Source organism: Phreatobacter sp. (genome assembly GCF_051860605.1).
Taxonomy (GTDB): Bacteria; Pseudomonadota; Alphaproteobacteria; order Rhizobiales; family Phreatobacteraceae; genus Phreatobacter.
This window is the reverse complement of the sequence record NZ_JBHYDR010000001.1, coordinates 32225-53989: the sequence shown is the minus strand read 5'-3', so window position 1 is coordinate 53989 and position 21765 is coordinate 32225. Positions and strand designations below refer to the sequence as shown.

Genomic DNA, 21765 nt, shown 5'->3' with positions numbered 1-21765 from the left:
CATCCGGTTGATCCGCAGTTGGTCCGCGGCTTCTTTTCGGTGGTCGACGGGCGTCGACGGAATGAGAATGCTAGTCCAATCCGCGACTTGCCACCAGCGGGGTCACGCAGCGGAACTGCGGTACATGCCGGTGATCAGCTCGGCATATTTCTTGTGCACGAGGTTGCGCTTCAGCTTCATGGTCGGCGTCAGTTCCTCGTCCTCGGCCGTCAACTGCTGGTCGATGAGCCGGAAGGCCTTGATCTGCTCCACGCGGGCAAACTTCTTGTTCACGCGGTCGATCTCGGCCGCGATCAGGTCGATCACCTCCTTGGCCCGGCACAGGCTTGCATAGTTGGAGAAGGGAATGTCGTGATCCTGCGCGAATTTCTCGACATTTTCCTGATCGATCATGATCAGGCAGGTGAGGTAGGGCAGCTTGTCGCCGATGACCACGGCATCGGTGATGTAGGGTGAGAACTTCAGTTCGTTCTCGATCTCGGACGGCGTGATGTTCTTGCCGCCCGCCGTGATGATGATGTCCTTCATCCGGTCGGTGATCCGGAAGAAGCCCTCATTGTCCACCGAGCCGACATCGCCGGTGTGCAGCCAGCCGTCGCGGATGGTCTCCGCGGTCTTCTCCGGCTGGTTGAGGTAGCCCTTGATGATGGTGGGGCCGCGGGCGAGGATCTCGCCGTTCTCGCCGATCACCATCTCGATGGCGCCGGTCGGCCGGCCGATGGTGCCGGGCTTGATGTGGTCGATGGGCACGACGGAGCCTGCCCCGGTCGTCTCGGTCATGCCCCAGACCTCCAGCATCGGCACGCCCAGGGCGAAATACCAGCGGATCAGGTCGGGCGAGATCGGCGCGGCGCCGGTCACCAGGAACCGGCAGCGATGGATGCCGATCGCCTTGCGCACGTTGTTGAGCGCGAGCGCCCGGCCGAGCCAGACCTTCAGCTTCAGGCTCGTCGGGATCGGCTTGCCGTCGATCAGCAGGTCTGCTGCCTGCCGGCCCTGATCGATCGCCCAGCCGTAGAGCGCCCGCTGCAGCGGGGTCGCCTCCTTCAGCCGGATCATCACCGCCGAATAGAACTTCTCCCAGATGCGCGGCACGGCGAAGAAGATGGTCGGCGCGATCTCCCGGACATTGTCCGGCACGGTCTCGGGGTTCTCGACGAAATTGAGCGTCGCTCCGGAAAACAGGGCGAGGAACTGCCCGCCGACCCGCTCCGCCACATGGCAGAGCGGCAGGAAGGCCATGCGCTGGTCGTCCTCGTTCTGGCGGATCGACTCGTTGACGATGATGCGGATGGCCGAGAGGATGTTGCTGTGGGTGATCATCGCACCCTTCGGCTTGCCCGTCGTGCCGGAGGTGTAGACGAGGATGGCCAGGTCTTCCGGGCCGCGCGCGGCGCGCCGCCGGTCCCATTCGGCCGGATCGGCCGCATGCGTCTCGCGGCCCAGCCTGCGCAGGTCGTCGAGGGTCATCACCTGCGGATCGGCGAACCGGGTGAGGCCCTCGGTCTCGATGACGATGATCTTCGACAGCAGCGGCGTGCGCTCGCGCACCTCCAGGATCTTGTCGAGCTGCTCCTCGTCCTCGACCACGACGAAGCGGGAGGCCGAGTCGGTCAGGAGATATTCGCACTGGCCGGGAGCATCGGTCGGATAGATGCCGTTCGAGACGCCGCCGGCGCAGATGATGCCGTAGTCGGCATAGGTCCATTCGCGGCGCGTGTTGGAGAGGATCGAGACCACCTCGCCGGGCTGCAGGCCGAGGGCGGCCAGCCCCATGGAGATCTCGCGCACGATCTCGCCCATCTCGGTCCAGGTGGTCTCGCGCCAGAGGCCGAGCTCCTTCTGCCGGACGGCGATGCGGCTGGTGCGCATCCGCACGGCGGCGTCGAACACCTCCGCGACCGTATTGCCCTCCGGCATCACCGGGAGGCGGATATCCTGCTTCGGCCAGATGTCGAACATCGCCGCCTCCCTACCGCCACATCTTCTTCTTCTTCCAGCGCCGCTGGCCGCGCACGCCGGCATCCTTCTGGCCGAGATAGAACTCCTTCACGTCGTCCTTCTCGGCAAGGACGCTGGCCCGGTCCTCCATCACGATCCGGCCGATCTCGAGGATGTAGCCATAGTCGGCGGTCGCCAGCGCAAGGGCCGCATTCTGCTCGACCAGCAGGATCGTCACCCCGCGCTCGCGGTTGACCCGCTTCACGATGGCGAAAATCTCTTGCGTCAGCTTCGGCGACAGGCCGAGCGATGGCTCGTCCAGCAGCAGCAGGTCGGGCCGCGCCATCAGCGCGCGGGCGATGGAGAGCATCTGCTGCTGTCCGCCCGAGAGCAGGCCGGCCTCCTGGTCGGCCCGGTCCTTCAGGATCGGGAAATAGCCCTCGACCAGCTCCATGTCGCGCGCCACCTCGTCCCTGTCCGAGCGGGTGAAGGCGCCCATCATCAGGTTGTGCCGGACCGACAGGAGCGGAAACACCTCGCGCCCCTCCGGCGCATGGCTGAGGCCCCGCCGCACGATGTCCGCCGGGTCCTTCCGCTCGATGGGCTCGCCCTTGAAGCTGATGGAGCCCTTCTGCGGGTCGAGAATGCCTGAGATGGTCTTGAGGATGGTGGTCTTGCCTGCACCATTGGCGCCCAGCACCGTGACGATCGAGCCCTTCGGCACGGACAGCGACACGCCCCGGATGGCCTTCACCGCCCCATAGGCGGCCTCGACATTCTGCAGGGTCAGGATGGCCTCGCTCATGACGCCGCCCTCTCGCCCTCGGATGCGGGGGCTTCCAGCGGCGCGCCGATATAGGCCTCCACCACCGCCGGATGGCGCTGCACCTCGGCCGGCGTGCCCATGGCCAGCATCCGGCCCTGGTTCATGGCCATCACCCGGTCGGAAACGCGCGAGACCAGCGTCATGTCGTGCTCGACCATGATGACCGTGATGCCGAGGTCCTTGGTGATGTCCTCGATCCAGAAGGCCATGTCCTCGGTTTCCTCGACATTGAGGCCGGAGGAGGGTTCATCCAGCAGCAGGATCTTGGGCCGGGTGCACAGCGCCCGGCCGAGTTCGACCACCTTGCGTGCCCCATAGGGCAGGCCCGCCACCATGGAATCGCGGTGGACCGCAAGCTCGAGCAGGTCGATCACCTCCTCCACCTGCTCGCGCAGCTTCACCTCCGCGCGCTTCACCGAGGGCAGGAACAGCGCCTCGAACAGCGGGTTGGTGGTGCGGTGGACATGGGCGCCGATCAGCAGGTTCTGCAGAACCGTCGCATGCTCGAACAGCTCGATGTTCTGGAAGGTGCGGGCAATGCCGAGGCTGGCGATGCGATGGGCGGGAACGCGGGTGATGTCCTGCCCCTCGAACCGCACCGTGCCGGCGGTCGCGTCGTAGATCCGGCTGATGATGTTGAACACCGTGGTCTTGCCGGCGCCGTTCGGCCCGATGATCGTGAAGACCTCGCCCTTGTCGACGGTGAAGCTGATCCCGTCGACGGCCTTCAGGCCGCCGAACTGGACCGAAATGGTCTCGGCTTCGAAGAAGGGGGCGCTCATTTCAGGCGGTCCGATTTCTGGAACGCCTTCTGCCGGCGGAACATGCCCTGCCGGTAGAAGGGGAAGAGGTCGAAATAGGCCCGGGTCTTCAGCCAGGCGCCGTAGATGCCGAGCGGCTCGAACAGCACGACAAGGATCAGCACCGCACCGAAGATCGTCGGCTGCAGGCCGGTCGCCTCCGACAGGAACAGCGGCAGGAACGGCTTGATGGCGTTGATCGCCTGTGGCAGGGCGATCAGGAAGATCGCGCCATAGACCGCGCCGTGGATCGAGCCGAGCCCGCCGATCACCACCATCATGATCATCTCGATGGACTGGACGACGGTGAACTGGTCGGGCGACAGGAAGCGGATGTTGTGGGCATAGAGCGCCCCGGCAACGCCCGCGAAGGCCGCCGAGATGGCAAAGGACATCGTCTTGTAGACGGCAAGGTTCACGCCCATCGACTGCGCGGAGATCTCCGAATCCCGGATGGCGACGAAGGCCCGTCCCGTCGGGGAGCGCAGCAGGTTGACGAGCACGAGGCAGGCGCAGATCGCGAAGGCGAGGCACAGATAGTAGAACAGTGGGCCATCGGCGAAGCGCAGGCCGAATAGCTGGACGGGCGGCACCATCATGCCGGCATTGCCGCCGGTGACAGCCTCCGCGCGGGCGATGATCTCCTCGATGATCGCGCCGAAGGCGAGGGTTGCGATGCCGAGATAGAGGCCCTTCACCCTCAGCGCCGGCAGGCCGACGATGACGCCGACCACCGCCGCGAACAGGCCGGATGCCACGATCCCGACAAAGAACGGCACGCCGGCGGTCACCAGCACGCCCTGCGTATAGGCGCCGACCGCCACGAAGGCGGCATGTCCGAGCGAGAGCTGGCCGGTGAAGCCGGCGAGCAGCATCAGGCCGAAGCCGACGATGGCATAGATGCAGATCTGGCTGAGCTGGGTCAGCACATAGGGCGAGACGAAGGCCGGCGCGACCAGCAGCACCAGCCCCAGCACCCCGTACCAGAACACCTGGCCGCCATGCTGGATCAGGTTGATGTCCTGCTCGTAGCGCGTCTTGAAGATGAACCGCATGGCGTCACACCTTCTTGCGCATGGTCTCGCCGAACAGGCCGTTCGGCTTGAGGATCAGCATGGCCAGCACGACGATGAAGGGTGCCGCATCCTTGAAGCCCTCCATCAGGTAGAAGCCGGCCAGTTGCTCCACCACGCCGATGATCAGCCCGCCGACAATGGCGCCCGGCAGCGAGGTGAAGCCGCCGATGACCGCGGCCGGAAAGGCCTTGATGCCGATGAAGCCCATATTCGCGTGGATGAAGGTGAGCGGCGCCAGCAGGATGCCGGCAATGGCCGCCACCGCCGCCGCGATCGCCCAGACGAGGCTGGAGAGGCGCTTCACCGGGATGCCCATGTAATAGGCCGCCAGCTGGTTCTGGCTCACGGCCTGCATGGCAATGCCCATCTTGGTGTAGCGGAACATGGCTGCCAGCAGGGCGCAGAGCACGATGGTGGTCGCGATGATGACGATATGCTCGGCCGAGATCACCACGCCGCCGACATGGAAGACCTCGCCGCGGAACGGCACCGGCAGGGTGTGCGTGTCGGTCCCCACCACCGGCAGCATGGTCACGAGGCCGCGCGACATGTAGCCGATACCGATGGTGACCATGACGATCGATACCGCCGACTGCCCGAGGATCGGCCTGAGCACCACGCGCTCGAGGCCGAAGCCGACAATGGCGGTCGCCGCCATGGCCGACAGAAGGGCGAGCCAGTAGGGAAGCCCGAGCAGGGTCGAGGCGAACAGCCCGGCGAAGGCTCCGATCATCAGGAGCTCGCCCTGGGCGAAGTTCACGGTCTCGGTGGCCTTGTAGATGAGCACGAAGCCCAGCGCGATCAGGCCGTAGATACACCCCTGCGCAAGCCCGCTGATCACGAGCTGGATGAACTGCAACAGCCTCACTCCCTCGTCGGCGTTTCCCATGCACGTCTTGTCGTCGGCCGGTTTTCCGGCTCGTCATGCACTGCGCGCCGGCCTGCCGGCTTTGGCCTCAGGCGAGGCCGAGGATGGCCCGCGCCTCGGCGGGGCTTGCAATCGGCCGGCCGGTCTCGCGGACCAGGGCGGCCATCGCCTCGATGAGCTGTCCGTTGGAGGTCACCTTCTCGCCGCTGGCCAGATAGAACGTGTCCTCAAGTCCCGTCCGCATGTGTCCGCCGAGTTCAGCACAGCGCCGGTGCAGTGACCAGATGCTTGCGCGGCCGATGGCGGTGACCTGCCAGTTGGCCTCCGGGACCTTGAGCCGGAGCAGGATCGGCAGCAGGTCGGGGTCGGCCGGCATGCCGGATTCCACCCCCATGACGAAATTGTACTGCGGCCGCCCGGCCACCATCCCGGCGCGCTGGTACATGCCGACGCTGCGCACGATGCCGGTGTCGAAGCACTCGAATTCCGGCAGGCTCCCCGCATCCTTCATGGCGTCGAGATAGTCCTTCACCTTCTCGACCGTGTTGTCGAAGAGGTGCGGCGGCCAGGCCCAGCTGCCGTCGGCCTTGACCTTGAGATAGTTCAGCGAACCGGCATTGCAGGCGGCGACTTCCGGTCGGGTCTGCCGGATGCAGTCGAGCGCGCCCTGATAGTTCGGGCCGCGGATGCCGGATGTGTGGTTGATGATAATGCCCGGACAGGCCTCCCGGATGGCCGCCTGCACCGCGCGCGACAGTTCGACATCCCAGGACGGAAGGTGTCCCTGGCCCTCGCCCTGCTGGCGCAGGTGGATGTGCACCATGGCGGCGCCGGCCTCATAGGCGCGCCTCGCCTCCGCCGCCATTTCGGCCGGCGTCACCGGCACCGCGTGCTGCCGCGGGTCGGTCAGCACGCCGTTGAGGGCGCAGGTGATGATGGCCTTGTCGGACATGGCGGCTGGCCGCTCCCGGGCTCGCTCGGCATCGAACGCAGCCGCATGGTCCCAGTCCGGCCCCGGCGGGTCTTGCGTCTAGCCGCTGCTTTCCGGATCGCCGGCCGGCTCATGGGCCAGCCATTCGCGCACCCGCGTCTCGGGATCGGCATGGCCGGCAACGTCGGTGACCACCGCGATCGAATCCGCGCCGGCCGCATAGACCTCCGGCGCCCGCTCCAGCGTGATGCCGCCGATGGCGACCAGCGGGATGGTCCCGATGCGCCGCTTCCACTCGGTCAGCCGCGCCGCCCCGTGGGGCGCAAAGCGCATGGTCTTGACCGAGGTCGGATAGATCGGCCCGAGCGCGACATAGTCGGGTGCATGGGCCAGCGCCGTTTCGAGCTCGGCCTCGTCATGGGTCGAGATCCCGAGCGTCAGTCCGGCCGCCCGGATGGCCGCGACATCCGCCTCTGCAAGGTCCTCCTGGCCAAGATGGACATGGGCGGCGCCACCCTCGATGGCCGCCCGCCAGTGGTCGTTGACGACGAGGGCGGTCTGGCTGTCCGCCACGGTCTCCATCGCCTCCTTCACCAGCGCCACGGCCTGGACATGGGCAATGTCCTTGACGCGCAGTTGGACGGTGCCGACGCCGAGGCGCGTCATCATGATGAGCGCGGAGAGGCTGTCGACGATCGGATAGAAGCGGGCGGGGTAAGCGATGCCGGTATATGTCATGCCAGAATGCCTTCCGGTTGGCCGGGGGGCGTTCGACACTGACCCGGCCTGCATGGAAGTCAAGCCATCCGGCTTCCTTCACCGCGCCGGGCAAATCGGCTAAGACCCCCGCGACCGCCGCGCTGGACACCGCGGCAGCCGGAGCCGCCCATGCCCAACCATGATCCTCTCGATGCCCAGGACATCGGCCGCGTCCTCAACGAGGCGCTGCCCTACATGCAGAAATACGACGACGAGATCGTCGTGGTGAAATATGGCGGCCACGCCATGGGCGACGAGGGCGGCGCCCGCTCCTTCGCCCGCGACATCGTCATGCTCGAGCAGTCCGGCATCAATCCGGTGGTGGTCCATGGCGGCGGGCCGCAGATCGGCCAGATGCTGGCCAAGCTCGGCATCAAGAGCGAGTTCGTCGACGGCCTGCGCGTCACCGACAAGCAGACGGTGGAGATCGTCGAGATGATCCTCGCCGGCTCGATCAACAAGCAGATCGTCGGCTTCATCAACGCCGCCGGCGGCAAGGCCATCGGCCTGTGCGGCAAGGACGGCGACATGGTCAAGGCCGCCAAGGTGACCCGCACAACCCGCGATCCCGATTCCAACATCGAGAAGGCGGTGGACCTCGGCTATGTCGGCGAGCCCGACACGGTCGACACCAAGGTGCTCGACACCGTGCTCGGCAAGGACCTGGTGCCGGTACTGGCCCCCGTCGCGACCTCGGTCGAGGGCGACACCTACAACGTCAATGCCGACACCTTCGCCGGCGCCATTGCCGGTGCGCTGAAGGCCAAGCGGCTGCTGCTGCTGACCGATGTTCCGGGCGTGCTGGACAAGAACAAGAACCTGATCAAGTCGCTCTCGGTCGAGGACTGCCGCCGCCTGATCGCCGACGGCACGGCGACCGGCGGCATGATCCCGAAGATCGAGACCTGCATCTATGCCATCGAGCGCGGCGTCGAGGGCGTCGTGATCCTCGACGGCAAGACCCCCCATGCCGTGCTCGTGGAGCTTCTCACCGATGGCGGCGCCGGAACGCTCATCCACGCCTAGGCGCGGCCTTGGCCTGACGGGCATGGTCCTGGCCCTCGCCTGGGCCATGCCGGCTGCTGCCGAGACGCGCCTGTGCAACCGCACCAGCGTGATCGTCGAGGCCGCCGTCGGCGTGGTTGCCGGCGAGGCGGCGGCGACCCGCGGCTGGTACCGGCTCGATCCCGGCCAGTGCCGGCCGATCCTGCAGACGGCCGATGCACCGGGAAGGCTGTTCGTCCACACCCGTCCGCATGACCGCAGCCGGCCCGTTTCGGCGGGCCTGCCGGAAAATGCCGCGCTGTGCGTCAGCGAGGCCGATTTCCTGCTCTCCGGCGCACAGGCCTGCCGGCAGGCGTCCGACCGGCTGGCACCCTTCGCCGAGATCCGGCCAACCGTCGTCGAGGACGTCGCCATTGCCTTCCTCTCGGAGGACGCCGACTACGACCTGCCGCAGGCCCGGCGGGCCGGAATCCAGCGGCTTCTGGCCGAAATGGGCTATGATCCCGGTCCCGTCGACGGCCTCGACGGCCCGCGGACCGAGGCGGCGTTCCGGGCTTTCGCCACCGACGCGCGGATCGATCCCGAGGCGGCCGGCCAGCCGGACATTTTCGACCGCCTGCTCGCCGCCCTGCGCGCCGGCGAGGGCCCGGGCTTTGCCTGGTGCAACGACACAGGCCACCGCGTCATGGCCGCGCTCGGCATCGAGGAGGCGGGCCGCATCGTCACCCGCGGCTGGTTCCGGGTCGATCCCGGCGCCTGCCTCAAGCCGGCCATCGAGGGGGCGCCGGCGCGCGTGCTGTCCTACGGCGAGGCGGTGGATGCCGACGGCCGGCCCGTGCGCGTCCAGGACACGGCCGTGACCTTCGGAGGCGATGTGCCGGGCTGCATCCGGCCGAGCGAGTTCGAGATTGCCGGCGCCGACGACTGTGCCTCCCATGGGGCCAGCCAGGCCGGCTTCCTGAGTGTCGCCTTCGACGGCCGGCGGCGGGCGTCGGTGCGGTTCAGGCTGCCGTGAGGCGAGACATCGGCATGGAGGACAAGAAAGTGAAGGCGACGACGGCGGCGCGTATGGCGCTCGCGGGCACCGAGGCCTGGATCTTCGATCTCGACAACACGCTCTACCCGGCGCACCTGTCGCTGTGGCAGCAGATCGATGCGCGCATCAAGGCCTATGTCGCCCGCCTTCTGAAGGTGACCGAGGAGGAGGCCTTCACCGTCCAGAAGGACTATTACCGGCGCTACGGCACCTCGCTGCGCGGGCTCATGATCGAGCACGGCATGAGCCCGGACGATTTCCTGTCCTATGTCCACGACATCGACCATTCGCCTCTGCAGGCCAATCCGGCGCTGGGGGCGGCGATCGCGGCGCTGCCCGGCCGCAAGTTTGTCTTCACCTCCGGCACCCATTCCCATGTCGCCGCCGTGACGCGGCGCCTCGGCATCGAGAACCATTTCGATGGGGTCTTCGACATTGTCGATGCCGGCCTGTTGCCGAAACCGCACCAGGAGACCTATGAGAAATTCCTCGCCGACCACGGCGTCGATCCGTCAGGTGCCGCCATGTTCGAGGATCTGGCGCGCAATCTGGAGGCGCCGCACCGGCTGGGCATGAAGACCGTCCTCGTGGTGCCGGAACGGACCCGCGAGGTGTTCCGCGAGGACTGGGAGTTCGAGGGACGCGACGACGACCATGTCGATTTCGTCACCGACGACCTGACCGGCTTCCTTGTCGCCCTCAGGCCATAGGCGCGCTCAGAACCGCCCGCCGGTCTCGAAATCGCCGCCGCCCGACGAGCCGCCACCCGACGAGCCGCCCCAGCCGGCGCTGTCGGAGACGCCACCACCCCACGAGCTCTCGCCGGAACTTCCGCCGGATCCTCCGCCCCAGGAGCCGGCGCCTCCCCAGGAGCCGCCGCCACCCCAGGTGCCGCCGCCGCCCCGGTTGGCGCCGCCCCAGGAATCGGTGCTGCCGCCGCCATAGTCCCGCGACTGCCGGCTCCAGCGCCGGCCCTGTTCCATGCGCGACCAGTAGTCCGCCCCGGTGATGACGCCGGTCACCAGCCCGCGCAGCAGGTGGCCGACCACGTCGTTGTCGAAGGTCGAGCCGTCGGCATCGTAGCGGCGCCTGCGGAAGCTGGTGGCGACCTGCGAGATCTCGCCGCGCCGTCTGGCGATGTCGGCGAGTTCGCCGCGGATGCGCTTTGCCTCGTCGACGAAGCGCATCTGCCGGTCGCGCGCGTCGGTGATGCGCTGGACGATGGCCTCGTCGTCCGGCGATGGCGTCCGCAGTGCCTCCTGGTAGAGCCGGCGCGCATCCTCCCCGCGCAGGGCTTCGGCGAGCAGCGCGGCCGCCTGCTTGAAGCGGGTATCCTCGCCGCGGTCGAAGGCGGCGATGCGCTCGTCGAGGCGGGCGTGGCGCTCCTCCGCGCGCGCGCGCGCCTTGTCGAGTTCGTCGAGCCGTTTGGCCTGTGCCGCCACCTCGGCATCGGCGGCCGCGCCGCCGGCCGACTGGAAGGCGGCCTTTTCCATCGCCTTGGCCTGTTCGACCAGTTCCACGGCCCGCGCGGCAGAGCGGTTGGCATGTTCGCGCAGGCGCTTGGTGATCTCGGTCAGGCGGGCAAAGTTCGGCCGCGAATCCTGGTACCGCACGAGTCGCGCCACCCAGCCGTCGAGCAGACGGGCGATGTTGCCGGCCTGGTATTCCGACGTCGCGTAGCCGCGCGACCACAGATACATGAACAGCGGGTCGGCCTCGTAGGGCTGGCGCTTTTCCTCCAGCTCCTCCTCGGCAAGCCTCGCCTTCTTCTCGGACTCCTCCGCGACCTGCACGGCCTTGTCGGTTTCCGCCTTCAGGCCGGCATAGTCGGCGCGGGCAACGAGGGCGACCTGCGCCTCGTTCTCGAGGGCCCGCCGCCGTTCCTCGGTCTCGGTCAGCCGGGCGGCGAAGTCCTCGCGCTCGGCGGCAAGGCGCTGGATCTCGGCCTCCACCTGACGAACCTCGGCCTCAAGGCTGTTCCGGTCGTTCAGCCGGATGGCGAGAATGGCCCGCACCTCGTTGGCCGCCATGCCGAGCCGGCCGCCGATGCTGTCGGCCTGCTTCAGCCGGAAACCGGCAAGGTCGCGGAAGGCCTCGGTCTCGTCGGCCTGGGCCTCGGCCTCGCGCCGGGTCGTCTGTTCGAGGCGATGACTGGCGTCGTTCTCGAGTTGGCGCAGCTCGGCAAGCGCCTTCTCGATGCCGCCGAGCGCCGAATGACCGGGAATCACAGTGCGCCCCCTACCAGCTCGTGATCGCGCCGCCGGGCAGCGTCTGGCGCCAGACCGGCTCCAGCTGCCCGCGCGCCTTGCGGCCAAGGACCGGGTTCTGGATGATGCCGTCCTGCCGCTTGTCCGCTTCAACCTCGCGGTAGAGGCTCTCCGGCACGCGCACCCCCCACTTGCTCACCACCCGCGACTGGCCGTCTTCCTCGGAGATGACGGCGCGCGAGACCGGGCGGCCGTCGCGGCCGATGGCCTCGACGATCAGGTAGAAGTTCATGGCGGTGGGATTGCCGCGCGGACGCCGCCAGACACCCGTGGATTCGCCGGGCCGCGAGACGATCCGGACATCGAACTCGGCGCGCAGCTCGTCGCGCAGCCGCTCTAGGTCGGCCAGCGCCTGGCGCGCGGCTTCGGCCTTACCGTCGCGTGCTGCCGTCTGCCCGTCGGTTGCCAGCGCCGCGGCGCGGGTGCGGGCATCCTCCACCGTCGCCTCGCGGCCGATATCGCCGACCACGGTGGCGATCGCCGCCGGAATGCGCTGCGACAGTTCCAGTCCCGCGGAATAGTTCTGGTAGGTGACGGTGCCGGCGCCGATGCCGAGGGCGGCTACCGCCCCGAGCGCCCACTTGCCCCAGCGGCCCCGCGAGACATAGAGGCGGGCCAGCCGGACCGACAGGCTCTCGGCCGGCGGTCTGTAGACGAAGCGGTCCTCGCGCAGCGCCTTCACGCCCTGCCGCAGGATCTCGTCGGGAACCTCGATGCCCTGGTTTCGGTAGATCTCGCGCAGCCGCTCGATCAGGTCTTCCTCGCGCTCGCCCGCCGCCAGTTCGCGCTCGGTGACCTTCTGGTCGTGGCGCAGCGTATCGACGACGTCCATGGCCAGCATGACGTCGTCGAGCTGGGCGGGCGGCCGCTCGGGGGCCGCCACCGGGGCAAGGGCAGTCTCGGTCATGTCGCGGCCCTCCGATCAGGCCATGGCCGTGCCGGCACGGCCGGGTCTGCGCTCACATTCCGAGCGCAGCGCCCTTCTCCGCCAGTGCCGCCAGGCGCCGCTTGCCGTCCTCGACGGCGTCACGGATTTCCTTCGAGTTCTGGGTCGAGAGCTTGCGCATCTCGTGGATGATCTCGCCGGACTTCTCCTGGAACGAAACCACCGATTCCACCAGCTTCTTCACGGCATCCGCACGGATCGTCGGTCCATAGCCGGCGCGCAGCGCCGCTTCCTGCACCTTGTCGCCGATCTCGGAGAGTGTCTCCAGAGACTTGGACATGCCCTCCTTCATCTCCTCCAGCGTGCGGGTCGATTCATGCAGGCCCTGCAGGCCGGTGAACGAGGCCTTCAGCGCGGTGAGAACCGCATCATTGGTGGTGAAGAACGAGATGGCCTGCGAATAGACCCGCTCCTTGGCGTTGGTGGTCTGCATCAGCCGGGCCATGATGACCTCGGACGTGTTGTAGCCGATGGTCAGGTTGTCGGAGAGGTCCTTGGCGATCTGGTAGCGCTTGTCCTCGTCCTGCATCTCGCGCAGCTTGGTGTCGCGGACGAGTTCCAGATTGGCCCGTTCGGCCGGAACGTCGCCGACATAGGCCGACACCGCCTCGGACGCGGCCTTCAGTTCGTCCTGTTTGGCCTTCAGCTTCTCCTCGGCCTTCTGGAGCACTTCAAGCGCCAGAACCTCCGACTGCTTCAGCGCGCCACGGAAGTCGCGATAGGCATCGAGGATGGTCACCTCGCGCTGGATCTGGTCCTTGGTGGCGCGGGCCACGTCGAGGTAGATGGTGCGGATGCCGTCGAAACGGGTGGCGATGTCGCCGCGCCGGACCTTGGTCCAGATGTTCTCCAGCCGCTCGAACGTGGAGATCTTGCCGTCGGCGAGCTGTTCCACCATCCGCTTGGCATCGTCGCGGATCGAGTTGAAGCCCTTGGTGATCTGCTCGTAGCGCTCACCGATCTCCATGCCGGCGATCTGGTTGCGCACCACCTCGTTGAACACGCCGACCTGGTTCAGCGTTCGTGCGATGACCGCAACGCGCTCCTGGTCGAGGTCGGAAATCTTCTGCAGCAGGGGAATGATCGGCTGTTCGTCGATCTTGGCAGGCATCAGGCCGAGATCACGCAACACCCCGGTCGCCCTGTCGAGATACTGCATGGGCGAGGGAACGACGGTCCGGGTGGTGGTGGTGGTGGGCGTCGGAGAGTTCATCGCTACGCTCATCGTCTGACACCGGCCCGCCGCCGGCCGTCCCAATGTGAGGACGGCCTGCCGCAAAGGCAAGACGGTCGGATGCCTGAATGAGCCGTCCGCTCAGCGACCCGCGGTGCCGACGATGGTGCCGGCCACCTGGCGCGCCATGCAGTCATGCCCCGCGGCCGTCAGATGCAGGCCGTCGAACGCGATCAGCCCGTCGAAGGCATTGCGATTGGTCTGGGCAAGCCGGAACATCGCGTTGTAGCGCTTGACCACCGGCACGCCGAACCGCGCACCCTCCGAGGCGATGATGGCGGCGAACTCGGCCGTCCGCGGGCCGCGCTCGGCCCAGCGGGAAAACTGCGGATCGACCAGCACGGCATCGGCCCCTGCCGCGCGGATGGCGCCGATGCCGGCTGACACCGTTGTTCGGAAGTCCCGCGCCGAAACGCCGAAATTGGCGTCGTTGGTGCCAAGCTGCCAGACCACCAGGACCGGTCGATAGAGGGCAAGCTCGCGGGCCATCCGGCCGGCGGCACCCGCCGCGGTCTCGCCTGACACGCCCGAGACCACGACCTCGATGCTGGCATTCGGCCAGCGGGCCTTGATCATCGGGCCGATGCGGTTGGCAAACCCGGCGCCGCCGCTGCCGACCCCCGCGGTCGTCGAGGAGCCGATGGCGAGGATCCGCACCGGCTGGCGCGCGCGCAGCGCTGCGGACATGCGCGGCAGCGAGCCGATCGCCGTCGCCGAAGCCACGGACGGCACCGTGCAGAGGGCGTTCGACGGGACGGAGAGGGCGGGAAGGATTGCGGAAGCGAGGATGGCCGACAGGGCGGCGAGGGTTAGGCGAGAGCGCATGCACAGGCCCTTGAGATCACGTTTGGACAACCGATACCGGAACCCTGCCGCATCGCGCAACGGGGAATCGCATCACACCCGCTTTCGCTCCGTTACGGCCCCGGCTGCGGCCCGAGAAACAGCCGCACCGTGACCGGCAGCAGCAGGGCGATGCCGAGAAAGCGCACGATGTGGTGGGCGCCGACGAAGGCCGGGTCCATGTCGAGCAGGAAGGCGAGGATGGCCATGGCCTCGATGCCGCCCGGCGCATAGGCCAGCACGACCTTGCCGACCTGCAGACCGGTGATCCAGGCGACCACCAGCGCGAGCAGGATCGAGATGGCGGTGCCGATGACGAAGGCGGCAACCGAGGCCCGCAGCAGCTGGCGGATCTCGATCAGCGAGGTGCCCGCGAAACGCTCGGCGATGAGCACGCCCATCACCACGAAGCCGACGATCATCACCATTTCGGGGATCGAGGAGGTCACGAGGCCCGTGCCGTGGAGGATGGCGCTCGCCAGCATCGCGCCGACCGTTGCACCGCCCGGCACGCGCAGCCGCTCCATGCCGAGGCCGCAGCTCACCGACAGCGCGAACAGGAGCGGGAAATCGTACCAGTGCCCGGGGCCCGTGCCGCCGATCACCCGCGTTCCGCCCGAGCCAAGCCCGGCCACCGAGATCAGCCCCGGCAGCACCGCCATGAGCAGCACCAGCCGGAAGCTCTGGATGACCGCGACGACGCGGGCATCGGCCTTCGAGGTCAGGGCCAGCGCCATCACATAGCTCAGCGCCCCCGGCACCGAGGCATAGAACGCCGTCTCGCGGTCGTAGCGCTCCACCCGCACCAGATAGACGGTGATCGCGGCGACGATGGCCGGCACGAGGATGGCGAGCCCGGCCATGGACACCGGCCAGGTGACCATCAGCCTCAGCGTCTCGGGCGTGACGGCCGAGCCGAGCACCACGCCCATGAGCAGGAACATGGCCCGGCTGATCGGGTCGGGCACGCGGATCCTGAGGCCGGCGAGGGCGGCGACCGTCGCCGCCACCAGCGCGCCCGACATCCAGGCGGCCGGCATGCCGAGCCGGTGGAAGCCATAGCCGCCCGCCAGCCCCACCAGGCAGGGCACGACGAACGACCTCAGGAAGGCGCGGATGGCGGCAAGGCTCGGCATGGCGTTTCCGCTTCGCATGGCGCATCCGCTTCGCATGGAAGGGCGGCGCGGGCAAAGCCGTCCGCCCATGCCTGCCTTGCGGGAGCGTCACACCGCCGGCCGCACCGCGGTCACGGTCAGGCTGTGGCGATGGCCGGCCGGCCCCGCCCAGCCGAAGGACTGGCCGGGCGACAGGCCGATCAGCGCCGCACCCACCGGGGTCAGGATGGAGATGCGCCCGGCGTCGATGTCCGCTTCCGCCGGCATGACCAGCCGCACGGTGCGCACCTGGCCGGTCTCGGAAACATAGTCGGCTTCGGAACCGAGGCCGACGACATCGGCCGGGCGGCGGGTCTCGGACACGATGCGGGCGCGGTCCATCTCGTCGAGCAGCACCTCGGCAACCGCGGGGATGCGGTCGAGCGCGGAGCGCGCGAGGCCGGAGACGATCCGGTGGTCGCGCTCGGAGACGATGATGGCGGGGCGGGACTTGCGGGCGCCGCGCGGGGTTGCGCCGGTCGCGGCGCTGGCTTGGGTGGTGGTCATGAAGAGCGTCCCTGAAGGGATTGCCGGGGGCGGCCCGTCGGGGCGCGCATCGCGGGCGGAATGTGACGGGAGATGAGCGTGCCGGAGCCGAAGGGCCGTGTCCCCGTGCCCGGGGCACGCGGGGCCGGGCAGGGGTCAGAGGCCGAAGATCGGCTTCACGGACAGGCAGGAGGTCGGGGCGCGGCGGCTCATGAGGCGAATGTGGCCCCTCCGCCCGCAGAGTCAAGGCGATGCGGGCCGGCCGGCAAGGCGCGGTTGCCGGCGGATCAGCCGCCGAGCAGCGCCTCCAGCGCGCCGATCCGGTCGGCCTCGCCCGGCGGCTTGTCCCATCGGATGCGTGAAATGCGCGGAAACCGCATGGCCAGCCCCGACTTGTGCCGCGTGGACCGCTGCAGGCCCTCGAAGGCGACCTCCACGACCAGCCCGTCTGCGGCCGAATGGACCACCTCGCGCACCGGCCCGAACCGGTTGATCGTGTTGTTGCGCACGAAGCGGTCGAGCTGGCCGAGCTCCTCGTCGGTGAAGCCGAAATAGGCCTTGCCGACCGGCACCAGCTCCTCGGTGCCCGCAGACCCGCGCCAGACCCCGAAGGTGAAGTCGGAATAGAAGCTCGACCGCTTGCCGTGGCCGCGCTGGGCATACATCAGCACGCAATCGGCGACCATCGGGTCGCGCTTCCACTTGAACCACAGGCCCTTCGGCCGGCCGGGCAGATAGGGGGCATCGCGCCGCTTGAGCATCAGCCCCTCGACGGCTCCGGCATCGACCCCGGCGCCGGCCGAAGCCGGGTCGAGGCGGGCGGCGGCGAGGCTCTCCCAGCCGGAAAACGGCACCAGCGGCGACAGGTCGAGCCGTGGATTGGCAAGTCCCTCGACGAAGCGCTCCAGCCGGCCGCGGCGCTCGGCGAAGGGGGTCTCGCGCAGGTCCTCGCCGGCCGCGAACAGCAGGTCATAGGCGCGGATATGCGCCGGAAAGCCGGCCAGCATGGCCGCCGTCACCTGCTTGCGGTTCAGCCGCTGCTGCAGCTCGTTGAAGCTCTGCACCCGCCCCTCGCGCATGACGACCAGTTCGCCGTCGATGGCGCCGTCGAAGTCGAGTGCCTCGACCAGATCCGGGAAGGCGGCAGAGATGTCCTCGCCGGAGCGGGAATAGAGCCGCGCGACGCGGCTGCCATCGGCAAGCCGCCCGGCCGCGGCCTGAACGCGGATGCCGTCCCATTTCCATTCGGCCAGGAAGTCCGAGGGATCGAGGGCGGCAAAATCGCTGTCCTCGACCGGATGGGCCAGCATGGGCGGGCGGAAGGGCGCCGGATCCAGCGCCTCGGGCCGCTCGCCGCGCCCCTCCACCCAGGCGAACAGCGTCTCGTAAGGCGGCTTGAGGCCGGGCCAGACCAGTTCGACGGCGTCGGTCTCGACGGCTCCGAGCCCGGCCACCGCCGTCTTGGCGAGGCGCGCCGAGACGCCGATGCGCATGGACCCGGTGATCAGCTTCAGCAGCGCCCAGCGGCCGGTCTCGTCCAGCGTGTCCAGCCAGCCGGCCAGGAGGCCGGGCAGCGCGGTCTTCGACGTGGTGGCAAGTGCCTGGACGACCTCCGAGAGGGTCGGGGCCGGCGGGCGGTTGTGGCCGATGGCCCGTTCCGGCTCAAGGGCGCGAGGCTCGACGATCCCCTCTCCCCGGCGGGGAGAGGTCGGCGTGCCAGCGCCGGGTGAGGGGGCAAGTGCAGTCCGGAGATCGCGATCCCCCTCACCCGCCCCCGGCTGCGCCGGGGCCGACCTCTCCCCGCCGGGGAGAGGTGAAGGGGCAGGGCCGGCGCCTTCCCCCGCCGGCTCCGGCCACATCAGCGCGACGGTCTCGGACAGGTCGCCGACATAGTCATAGGACAGCGCGAACAGGACGGGATCGGTGCGCTCGGCGATAAGCCCGCGGATCAGCCCCGGCTTGGCATGGCGGAAGGAGAGGGCACCGGTCATCGCCGCCAGCGCCCAGCCGCGTTCCGGATCGGGCGTCGTCGCCAGATAGTCGGTGATCAGCGCCAGCTTGCCGTTGCGCCGCGGTTCGTAGGCGAGCCGGTCGAGCAGGGCGGCGAAACGGTTCATGCCGTGCCCTCCGCCATGGCCGGCTCCGCCTCGCCCTCGTCACCATAGCCGACGAGCCGGAGCGGGCGGGCCTTCAGCCCCTGCGTGCCGCACCAGTGGACGAGCGCGTCCTCCTGCCCGTGGGTGACCCAGACCTCGCCCGCCCCGGTGTCGCGGATGGTCGCCTGCAACTCGTCCCAGTCGGCATGATCGGAAATGACCAGCGGCAGTTCCACGCCGCCCTGCCGGGCGCGCGCCCTGACCCGCATCCACCCCGAGGCGAAGACGGTGACCGGGTCGGCAAACCGGCGCGCCCAGACATCCTTCATCGCGCCCGGCGGGCAGATGACGACGGCCCCCGCCAGCTCCGCTTTCGGCACATCGCGCACCAGGCGGATGTCGCCGAGGTCGAGGCCGCGCGCCTCGTAGAAGCGGGTCAGCTTCTCCACGGCGCCATGGACCAGCACCGGCCGGTCCCAGCCGGCGGCGCGGATCAGGGCCATCAGCCGCTGGGCCTTGCCGAGCGAGTAGGCGCCGACAAGATGGCTCCGGTCGGGAAACAGCCGCGCCGAGGCGAGCAGCTTTGCGGCCTCGCCCGCCGCATCCGGATGGCGGAACACCGGCAGGCCGAAGGTCGCTTCCGTGATGAACACCTCGCAGGGCACCACCTCGAAGGGCTCGGCGGTCGGATCGGCCGCGCGCTTGTAGTCGCCCGAGGCGACGATGGTGAGGCCGCGGTGCCGGACCGCGATCTGCGCCGAGCCGAGAATGTGCCCGGCCGGGTGGAACGAGAACGAGACGCCGTTGATCGTCACCGTCTCGCCCCAGGCGGCCGCCTGTGTGGTGGCGGCGAAGGCCTCGCCATAGCGCAGGCCCATGATCGCGAGGGTCGCCGCGCTCGCCAGCACTGCCCCGTGGCCGGCGCGGGCATGGTCGGAATGGCCATGCGTGATCAGCGCCCGCCCGACCGGCCGGACGGGGTCGATGAACACATCGGCCGGCGGACAATAGAGCCCCTGGGGGGTCGGATGGAGCAAGTCCTCGGGGCGCATGATCTGTCAGGTAGGTCCGCTCTTGGCTCACGAAAAGGGGAACGCCGGCCGCGCATGGCGCTTTTGCATCCTGGCACCCCATCGACTAGATATCTGTCATGAGCCTGAACGCCGTCACCCCATCGCACCCGGACGCGCCGCGTGCCGAGACCCCGCGCCTGGCGCGCTGGGCTGTCGGCGGTGCGGTCGCGGCCCTGATGGCGACGGCCGCCCTGCTCTGGTGGAGCCAGGGGTCGAAGGTGTTTCTCGACACGCTGGCCGCGGGCCTCGCCTGGTGCTTCTGAGCCGATCATGACCGACACACGCCCGGACGGCCCCCGTCGCGGCAGCCGATCCGCCGCCCTCATCCTGTCTTTCGCCCTGCTGGTCGCCGGTCTCGGCGCGCTGGCGAGCGTGGTCTATTTCACCCTGCCGCGCGGCGGCGCGCTGGCACCCGGCCCCTCGGCGATCGGCGGTGCCTTCCAGCTCACCGACCAGCGCGGCCAGCGCGTCACCGACAGGGACCTTCTCGGCAAGCCGAGCCTCGTCTTCTTCGGCTTCACCCATTGCCCGGACATCTGCCCGACCAAGCTGTTCGAGATGACGCAGATCCTCGACCGGCTGGGCGCCGATGCCGGCAAGGTCAACACGGTGTTCGTCACGGTGGACCCCGCGCGGGACGACCAGGCGCTGCTCGCCACCTATCTCGGCAGTTTTCATGCCTCCATCCGCGGCCTGACCGGCACGGAGGAGGAGGTGGCGGCCGCCATGCGCGCCTACCGCGCCTTCGCCCGCAAGGTGCCGCTGGACGGCGGCAATTACACGATGGACCACACGGTCTTCGTCTATCTGATGGACCGCAACGGCGCCTTCGTCTCCACCTTCGAGGTGAACCGCGACCCGGACGTCGCCGCCCGCGACCTGCGCCGCTATCTGTGAGCCCGCCTTAAACAGAACGGGCGGCCCGCAGGCCGCCCGTGTCGCGCAGGGATCGGGGTCTGGTCAGGCCGCGGCGTAGCCGACCGTGCCCTTGATCTCGAGGAACTCCTCGAGGCCGAAATCGGCATATTCGCGGCCGTTGCCGGACTGCTTGTAGCCGCCGAAGGGCGCGCCGCCGTCCCAGGCCGGGTAGTTGATATAGACATTGCCCGAGCGCATCTGCGCCGCGAGCTTGCGGGCCTTCTCGATCGAGCCCGACTGCACGTAGGAGGCGAGGCCATAGGGCGTGTCGTTGGCCCGGGCCACGATCTCGTCCTCGCTCTCATAGGGCAGGATGGCGAGAACCGGCCCGAAGATCTCCTCGCGCGCGATGGTCATGTCGTCGGTGACGCCGGCAAACACGGTGGGGCGGACATAATAGCCGCGGTTGAGGTCCTCCGGCCGGCCGGGGCCGCCGGTGACGAGTTCGGCGCCTTCCTTGATCCCCGCCTCGATGAGGCGCTGGATCTTGTTGTACTGCAGTTCCGAGACCACCGGTCCGAGCCAGCTGTCGTCGGCGGCGGGCGCGCCGACCTTCAGCTTCTCGGCCGTCTCCCGGGCCACCGTCTTGGCCTCCTCGTGGCGGTCGGCCGGCACGAACATGCGGGTCGGCGCGTTGCAGGACTGGCCGGAATTGCGCATGCAGCCCTCGACGCCGAGCTTCACGGCGCGGGCGAGATCGGCATCGGGCAGGATGATGTTCGCCGACTTGCCGCCAAGCTCCTGATGGACGCGCTTGACCGTGTCGGCGGCCGCCTTGGCGACCAGGATGCCGGCGCGGGTGGAGCCGGTGAACGACACCATGTCCACGCCCGGATGGCGGGCGATCGCCTCGCCCACCGTCGGGCCGTCGCCGTTGACGAGATTGAACACGCCCTTCGGCACGCCCGCCGCATCCATCACCTCGGCGAAGATGATGGCGTTGATCGGGGCGATCTCGCTCGGCTTCAGCACCATGGTGCAGCCGGCGGCAAGCGCCGGGGCCACCTTGCACATGATCTGGTTGATCGGCCAGTTCCAGGGCGTGATCATGCCGACCACGCCGATCGCCTCCTTGGCGATCAGGGTCGTGCCGCGCAGCTCCTCGAACTCGAACTTTTCCAGCGTCTCGATCATCTTGGCGAGATGGGCCGTGCCCATGCCGGCCTGCGCCGTATGGGCGAGCTTCTTGGGCGCGCCCATCTCGCGCGACAGCGCGTCGGCGATGTCGGCATAGCGCGCCTTGTAGGCGTCCATCACCTTGCGCATCAGCGCGAGGCGCTCCTCCTTGGTGGTCTGCGAGAAGGTCTTGAAGGCCTCGCGGGCAGCCGCCACGGCGCGGTCGACATCGGCTTCGGTGCCCAGCGCGATGGTGGCGAAGGCCTCCTCGGTCGAGGGATCGATGACCTCGAGCGTCTTGGTGCCCAGCGGGGCGACCCACTCGCCGTTGATGTAAAATTTCAGGTTGTTCGACATCGCCTCGCTCCTCCAGTCGGTTCGGTTCCCGCC

21 protein-coding genes are annotated in these 21765 nt (G+C 68.7%); 5 read left to right on the top strand and 16 right to left on the bottom strand.

Translation table 11 applies throughout. The annotated features are described in order from the left end of the window. Positions 1–102: 102 nt before the first annotated feature. The 7 genes from ACTIFS_RS00255 to ACTIFS_RS00225 all read right to left on the bottom strand — a co-directional run bounded on the left by ACTIFS_RS00255 (position 103) and on the right by ACTIFS_RS00225 (position 7165). Positions 103–1962, bottom strand: a complete 1860-nt coding sequence (locus ACTIFS_RS00255) for an AMP-dependent synthetase/ligase (protein ID WP_439572021.1) — start codon at positions 1960–1962, stop codon at positions 103–105. Between the two features lie 10 nt (positions 1963–1972). Further along, positions 1973–2746, bottom strand: a complete 774-nt coding sequence (locus ACTIFS_RS00250) for an ABC transporter ATP-binding protein (RefSeq protein WP_439572020.1) — start codon at positions 2744–2746, stop codon at positions 1973–1975. Next, the gene (locus ACTIFS_RS00245) at positions 2743–3549 is read right to left on the bottom strand and encodes an ABC transporter ATP-binding protein (protein WP_439572019.1); all 807 of its coding nucleotides are present in this window, start codon (positions 3547–3549) and stop codon (positions 2743–2745) included. The genes ACTIFS_RS00250 and ACTIFS_RS00245 overlap by 4 nt, the downstream gene beginning before the upstream one ends. After that, positions 3546–4622: a branched-chain amino acid ABC transporter permease gene (locus ACTIFS_RS00240; protein ID WP_439572018.1), complete on the bottom strand. Its 1077-nt coding sequence runs from the start codon at positions 4620–4622 to the stop codon at positions 3546–3548. The genes ACTIFS_RS00245 and ACTIFS_RS00240 overlap by 4 nt, the downstream gene beginning before the upstream one ends. A gap of 4 nt (positions 4623–4626) precedes the next feature. Continuing rightward, a complete protein-coding gene (locus ACTIFS_RS00235; RefSeq protein WP_439572017.1) occupies positions 4627–5532 on the bottom strand; it encodes a branched-chain amino acid ABC transporter permease in 906 nt (301 codons plus the stop codon). A gap of 67 nt (positions 5533–5599) precedes the next feature. After that, the gene (locus ACTIFS_RS00230) at positions 5600–6463 is read right to left on the bottom strand and encodes a 3-keto-5-aminohexanoate cleavage protein (protein WP_439572016.1); all 864 of its coding nucleotides are present in this window, start codon (positions 6461–6463) and stop codon (positions 5600–5602) included. 78 nt (positions 6464–6541) lie between these two features. Further along, positions 6542–7165 carry a thiamine phosphate synthase gene (locus ACTIFS_RS00225; RefSeq protein ID WP_439572485.1) on the bottom strand — a complete coding sequence of 208 codons (624 nt, stop codon included), beginning with the start codon at positions 7163–7165 and terminating at the stop codon, positions 6542–6544. A 165-nt stretch (positions 7166–7330) separates the two neighbouring features. On the opposite strand from ACTIFS_RS00225, the gene argB reads away from it, so the two are divergent. From argB to ACTIFS_RS00210, 3 genes are read left to right on the top strand one after another with little or no spacing between them, the layout of a single operon-like run. Continuing rightward, a complete protein-coding gene (argB, locus tag ACTIFS_RS00220; RefSeq protein WP_439572015.1) occupies positions 7331–8227 on the top strand; it encodes an acetylglutamate kinase in 897 nt (298 codons plus the stop codon). A gap of 22 nt (positions 8228–8249) precedes the next feature. Beyond that, positions 8250–9221, top strand: coding sequence for a DUF1036 domain-containing protein (locus tag ACTIFS_RS00215; RefSeq protein WP_439572014.1), 972 nt, complete (start codon positions 8250–8252; stop codon positions 9219–9221). Between the two features lie 53 nt (positions 9222–9274). Further along, complete coding sequence (locus ACTIFS_RS00210) at positions 9275–9952, top strand: pyrimidine 5'-nucleotidase (protein ID WP_439572484.1); 678 nt, start codon at positions 9275–9277, stop codon at positions 9950–9952. A gap of 6 nt (positions 9953–9958) precedes the next feature. Here the strand turns inward: ACTIFS_RS00210 and ACTIFS_RS00205 are convergent, their stop codons facing one another. The 8 genes from ACTIFS_RS00205 to ACTIFS_RS00170 form a co-directional block, all read right to left on the bottom strand. After that, positions 9959–11470 carry a hypothetical protein gene (locus ACTIFS_RS00205; RefSeq protein ID WP_439572013.1) on the bottom strand — a complete coding sequence of 504 codons (1512 nt, stop codon included), beginning with the start codon at positions 11468–11470 and terminating at the stop codon, positions 9959–9961. Positions 11471–11480: 10 nt separating this feature from the next. Next, complete coding sequence (locus tag ACTIFS_RS00200) at positions 11481–12416, bottom strand: DUF6384 family protein (RefSeq protein WP_439572012.1); 936 nt, start codon at positions 12414–12416, stop codon at positions 11481–11483. A 52-nt stretch (positions 12417–12468) separates the two neighbouring features. Beyond that, positions 12469–13668: a cell surface protein gene (locus ACTIFS_RS00195; RefSeq protein ID WP_439572011.1), complete on the bottom strand. Its 1200-nt coding sequence runs from the start codon at positions 13666–13668 to the stop codon at positions 12469–12471. A 102-nt stretch (positions 13669–13770) separates the two neighbouring features. Next, a complete protein-coding gene (locus ACTIFS_RS00190) occupies positions 13771–14514 on the bottom strand; it encodes an SGNH/GDSL hydrolase family protein (RefSeq protein WP_439572010.1) in 744 nt (247 codons plus the stop codon). A 92-nt stretch (positions 14515–14606) separates the two neighbouring features. Continuing rightward, a complete protein-coding gene (locus ACTIFS_RS00185) occupies positions 14607–15686 on the bottom strand; it encodes an AbrB family transcriptional regulator (protein ID WP_439572009.1) in 1080 nt (359 codons plus the stop codon). A 69-nt stretch (positions 15687–15755) separates the two neighbouring features. After that, entirely contained in the window at positions 15756–16193 is a 438-nt protein-coding gene (gene rnk, locus ACTIFS_RS00180; RefSeq protein ID WP_439572008.1) for a nucleoside diphosphate kinase regulator, read from the bottom strand. Between the two features lie 266 nt (positions 16194–16459). Then, positions 16460–18289, bottom strand: a complete 1830-nt coding sequence (locus tag ACTIFS_RS00175; protein ID WP_439572007.1) for a cisplatin damage response ATP-dependent DNA ligase — start codon at positions 18287–18289, stop codon at positions 16460–16462. Next, on the bottom strand, positions 18286–19320 hold the full coding sequence (locus ACTIFS_RS00170) for a ligase-associated DNA damage response exonuclease (protein WP_439572006.1): 1035 nt from the start codon (positions 19318–19320) through the stop codon (positions 18286–18288). The genes ACTIFS_RS00175 and ACTIFS_RS00170 overlap by 4 nt, the downstream gene beginning before the upstream one ends. Before the next feature lie 98 nt (positions 19321–19418). On the opposite strand from ACTIFS_RS00170, the gene ACTIFS_RS00165 reads away from it, so the two are divergent. Further along, positions 19419–19604 (top strand): hypothetical protein, encoded by a 186-nt coding sequence (locus tag ACTIFS_RS00165; RefSeq protein ID WP_439572005.1) that lies wholly within the window; start codon positions 19419–19421, stop codon positions 19602–19604. Between the two features lie 7 nt (positions 19605–19611). Then, positions 19612–20238 carry an SCO family protein gene (locus ACTIFS_RS00160; protein ID WP_439572004.1) on the top strand — a complete coding sequence of 209 codons (627 nt, stop codon included), beginning with the start codon at positions 19612–19614 and terminating at the stop codon, positions 20236–20238. A 63-nt stretch (positions 20239–20301) separates the two neighbouring features. On the opposite strand, the gene ACTIFS_RS00155 is transcribed toward ACTIFS_RS00160, so the two are convergent. Continuing rightward, entirely contained in the window at positions 20302–21732 is a 1431-nt protein-coding gene (locus ACTIFS_RS00155) for an aldehyde dehydrogenase family protein (protein ID WP_439572003.1), read from the bottom strand. Positions 21733–21765: the final 33 nt, after the last annotated feature.

Coding starts and splice junctions, on each gene's coding strand:
- ACTIFS_RS00255 (WP_439572021.1), bottom strand. CDS start 1,962: ATGTTCGACATCTGGCCGAAGCAGGATATCCGCCTCCCGGTGATGCCG.
- ACTIFS_RS00250 (WP_439572020.1), bottom strand. CDS start 2,746: ATGAGCGAGGCCATCCTGACCCTGCAGAATGTCGAGGCCGCCTATGGG.
- ACTIFS_RS00245 (WP_439572019.1), bottom strand. CDS start 3,549: ATGAGCGCCCCCTTCTTCGAAGCCGAGACCATTTCGGTCCAGTTCGGC.
- ACTIFS_RS00240 (WP_439572018.1), bottom strand. CDS start 4,622: ATGCGGTTCATCTTCAAGACGCGCTACGAGCAGGACATCAACCTGATC.
- ACTIFS_RS00235 (WP_439572017.1), bottom strand. CDS start 5,532: ATGGGAAACGCCGACGAGGGAGTGAGGCTGTTGCAGTTCATCCAGCTC.
- ACTIFS_RS00230 (WP_439572016.1), bottom strand. CDS start 6,463: ATGTCCGACAAGGCCATCATCACCTGCGCCCTCAACGGCGTGCTGACC.
- argB (WP_439572015.1), top strand. CDS start 7,331: ATGCCCAACCATGATCCTCTCGATGCCCAGGACATCGGCCGCGTCCTC.
- ACTIFS_RS00215 (WP_439572014.1), top strand. CDS start 8,250: ATGGTCCTGGCCCTCGCCTGGGCCATGCCGGCTGCTGCCGAGACGCGC.
- ACTIFS_RS00210 (WP_439572484.1), top strand. CDS start 9,275: ATGGCGCTCGCGGGCACCGAGGCCTGGATCTTCGATCTCGACAACACG.
- ACTIFS_RS00200 (WP_439572012.1), bottom strand. CDS start 12,416: ATGACCGAGACTGCCCTTGCCCCGGTGGCGGCCCCCGAGCGGCCGCCC.
- ACTIFS_RS00195 (WP_439572011.1), bottom strand. CDS start 13,668: ATGAACTCTCCGACGCCCACCACCACCACCACCCGGACCGTCGTTCCC.
- ACTIFS_RS00190 (WP_439572010.1), bottom strand. CDS start 14,514: ATGCGCTCTCGCCTAACCCTCGCCGCCCTGTCGGCCATCCTCGCTTCC.
- ACTIFS_RS00185 (WP_439572009.1), bottom strand. CDS start 15,686: ATGCGAAGCGGAAACGCCATGCCGAGCCTTGCCGCCATCCGCGCCTTC.
- rnk (WP_439572008.1), bottom strand. CDS start 16,193: ATGACCACCACCCAAGCCAGCGCCGCGACCGGCGCAACCCCGCGCGGC.
- ACTIFS_RS00175 (WP_439572007.1), bottom strand. CDS start 18,289: ATGAACCGTTTCGCCGCCCTGCTCGACCGGCTCGCCTACGAACCGCGG.
- ACTIFS_RS00170 (WP_439572006.1), bottom strand. CDS start 19,320: ATGCGCCCCGAGGACTTGCTCCATCCGACCCCCCAGGGGCTCTATTGT.
- ACTIFS_RS00165 (WP_439572005.1), top strand. CDS start 19,419: ATGAGCCTGAACGCCGTCACCCCATCGCACCCGGACGCGCCGCGTGCC.
- ACTIFS_RS00160 (WP_439572004.1), top strand. CDS start 19,612: ATGACCGACACACGCCCGGACGGCCCCCGTCGCGGCAGCCGATCCGCC.
- ACTIFS_RS00155 (WP_439572003.1), bottom strand. CDS start 21,732: ATGTCGAACAACCTGAAATTTTACATCAACGGCGAGTGGGTCGCCCCG.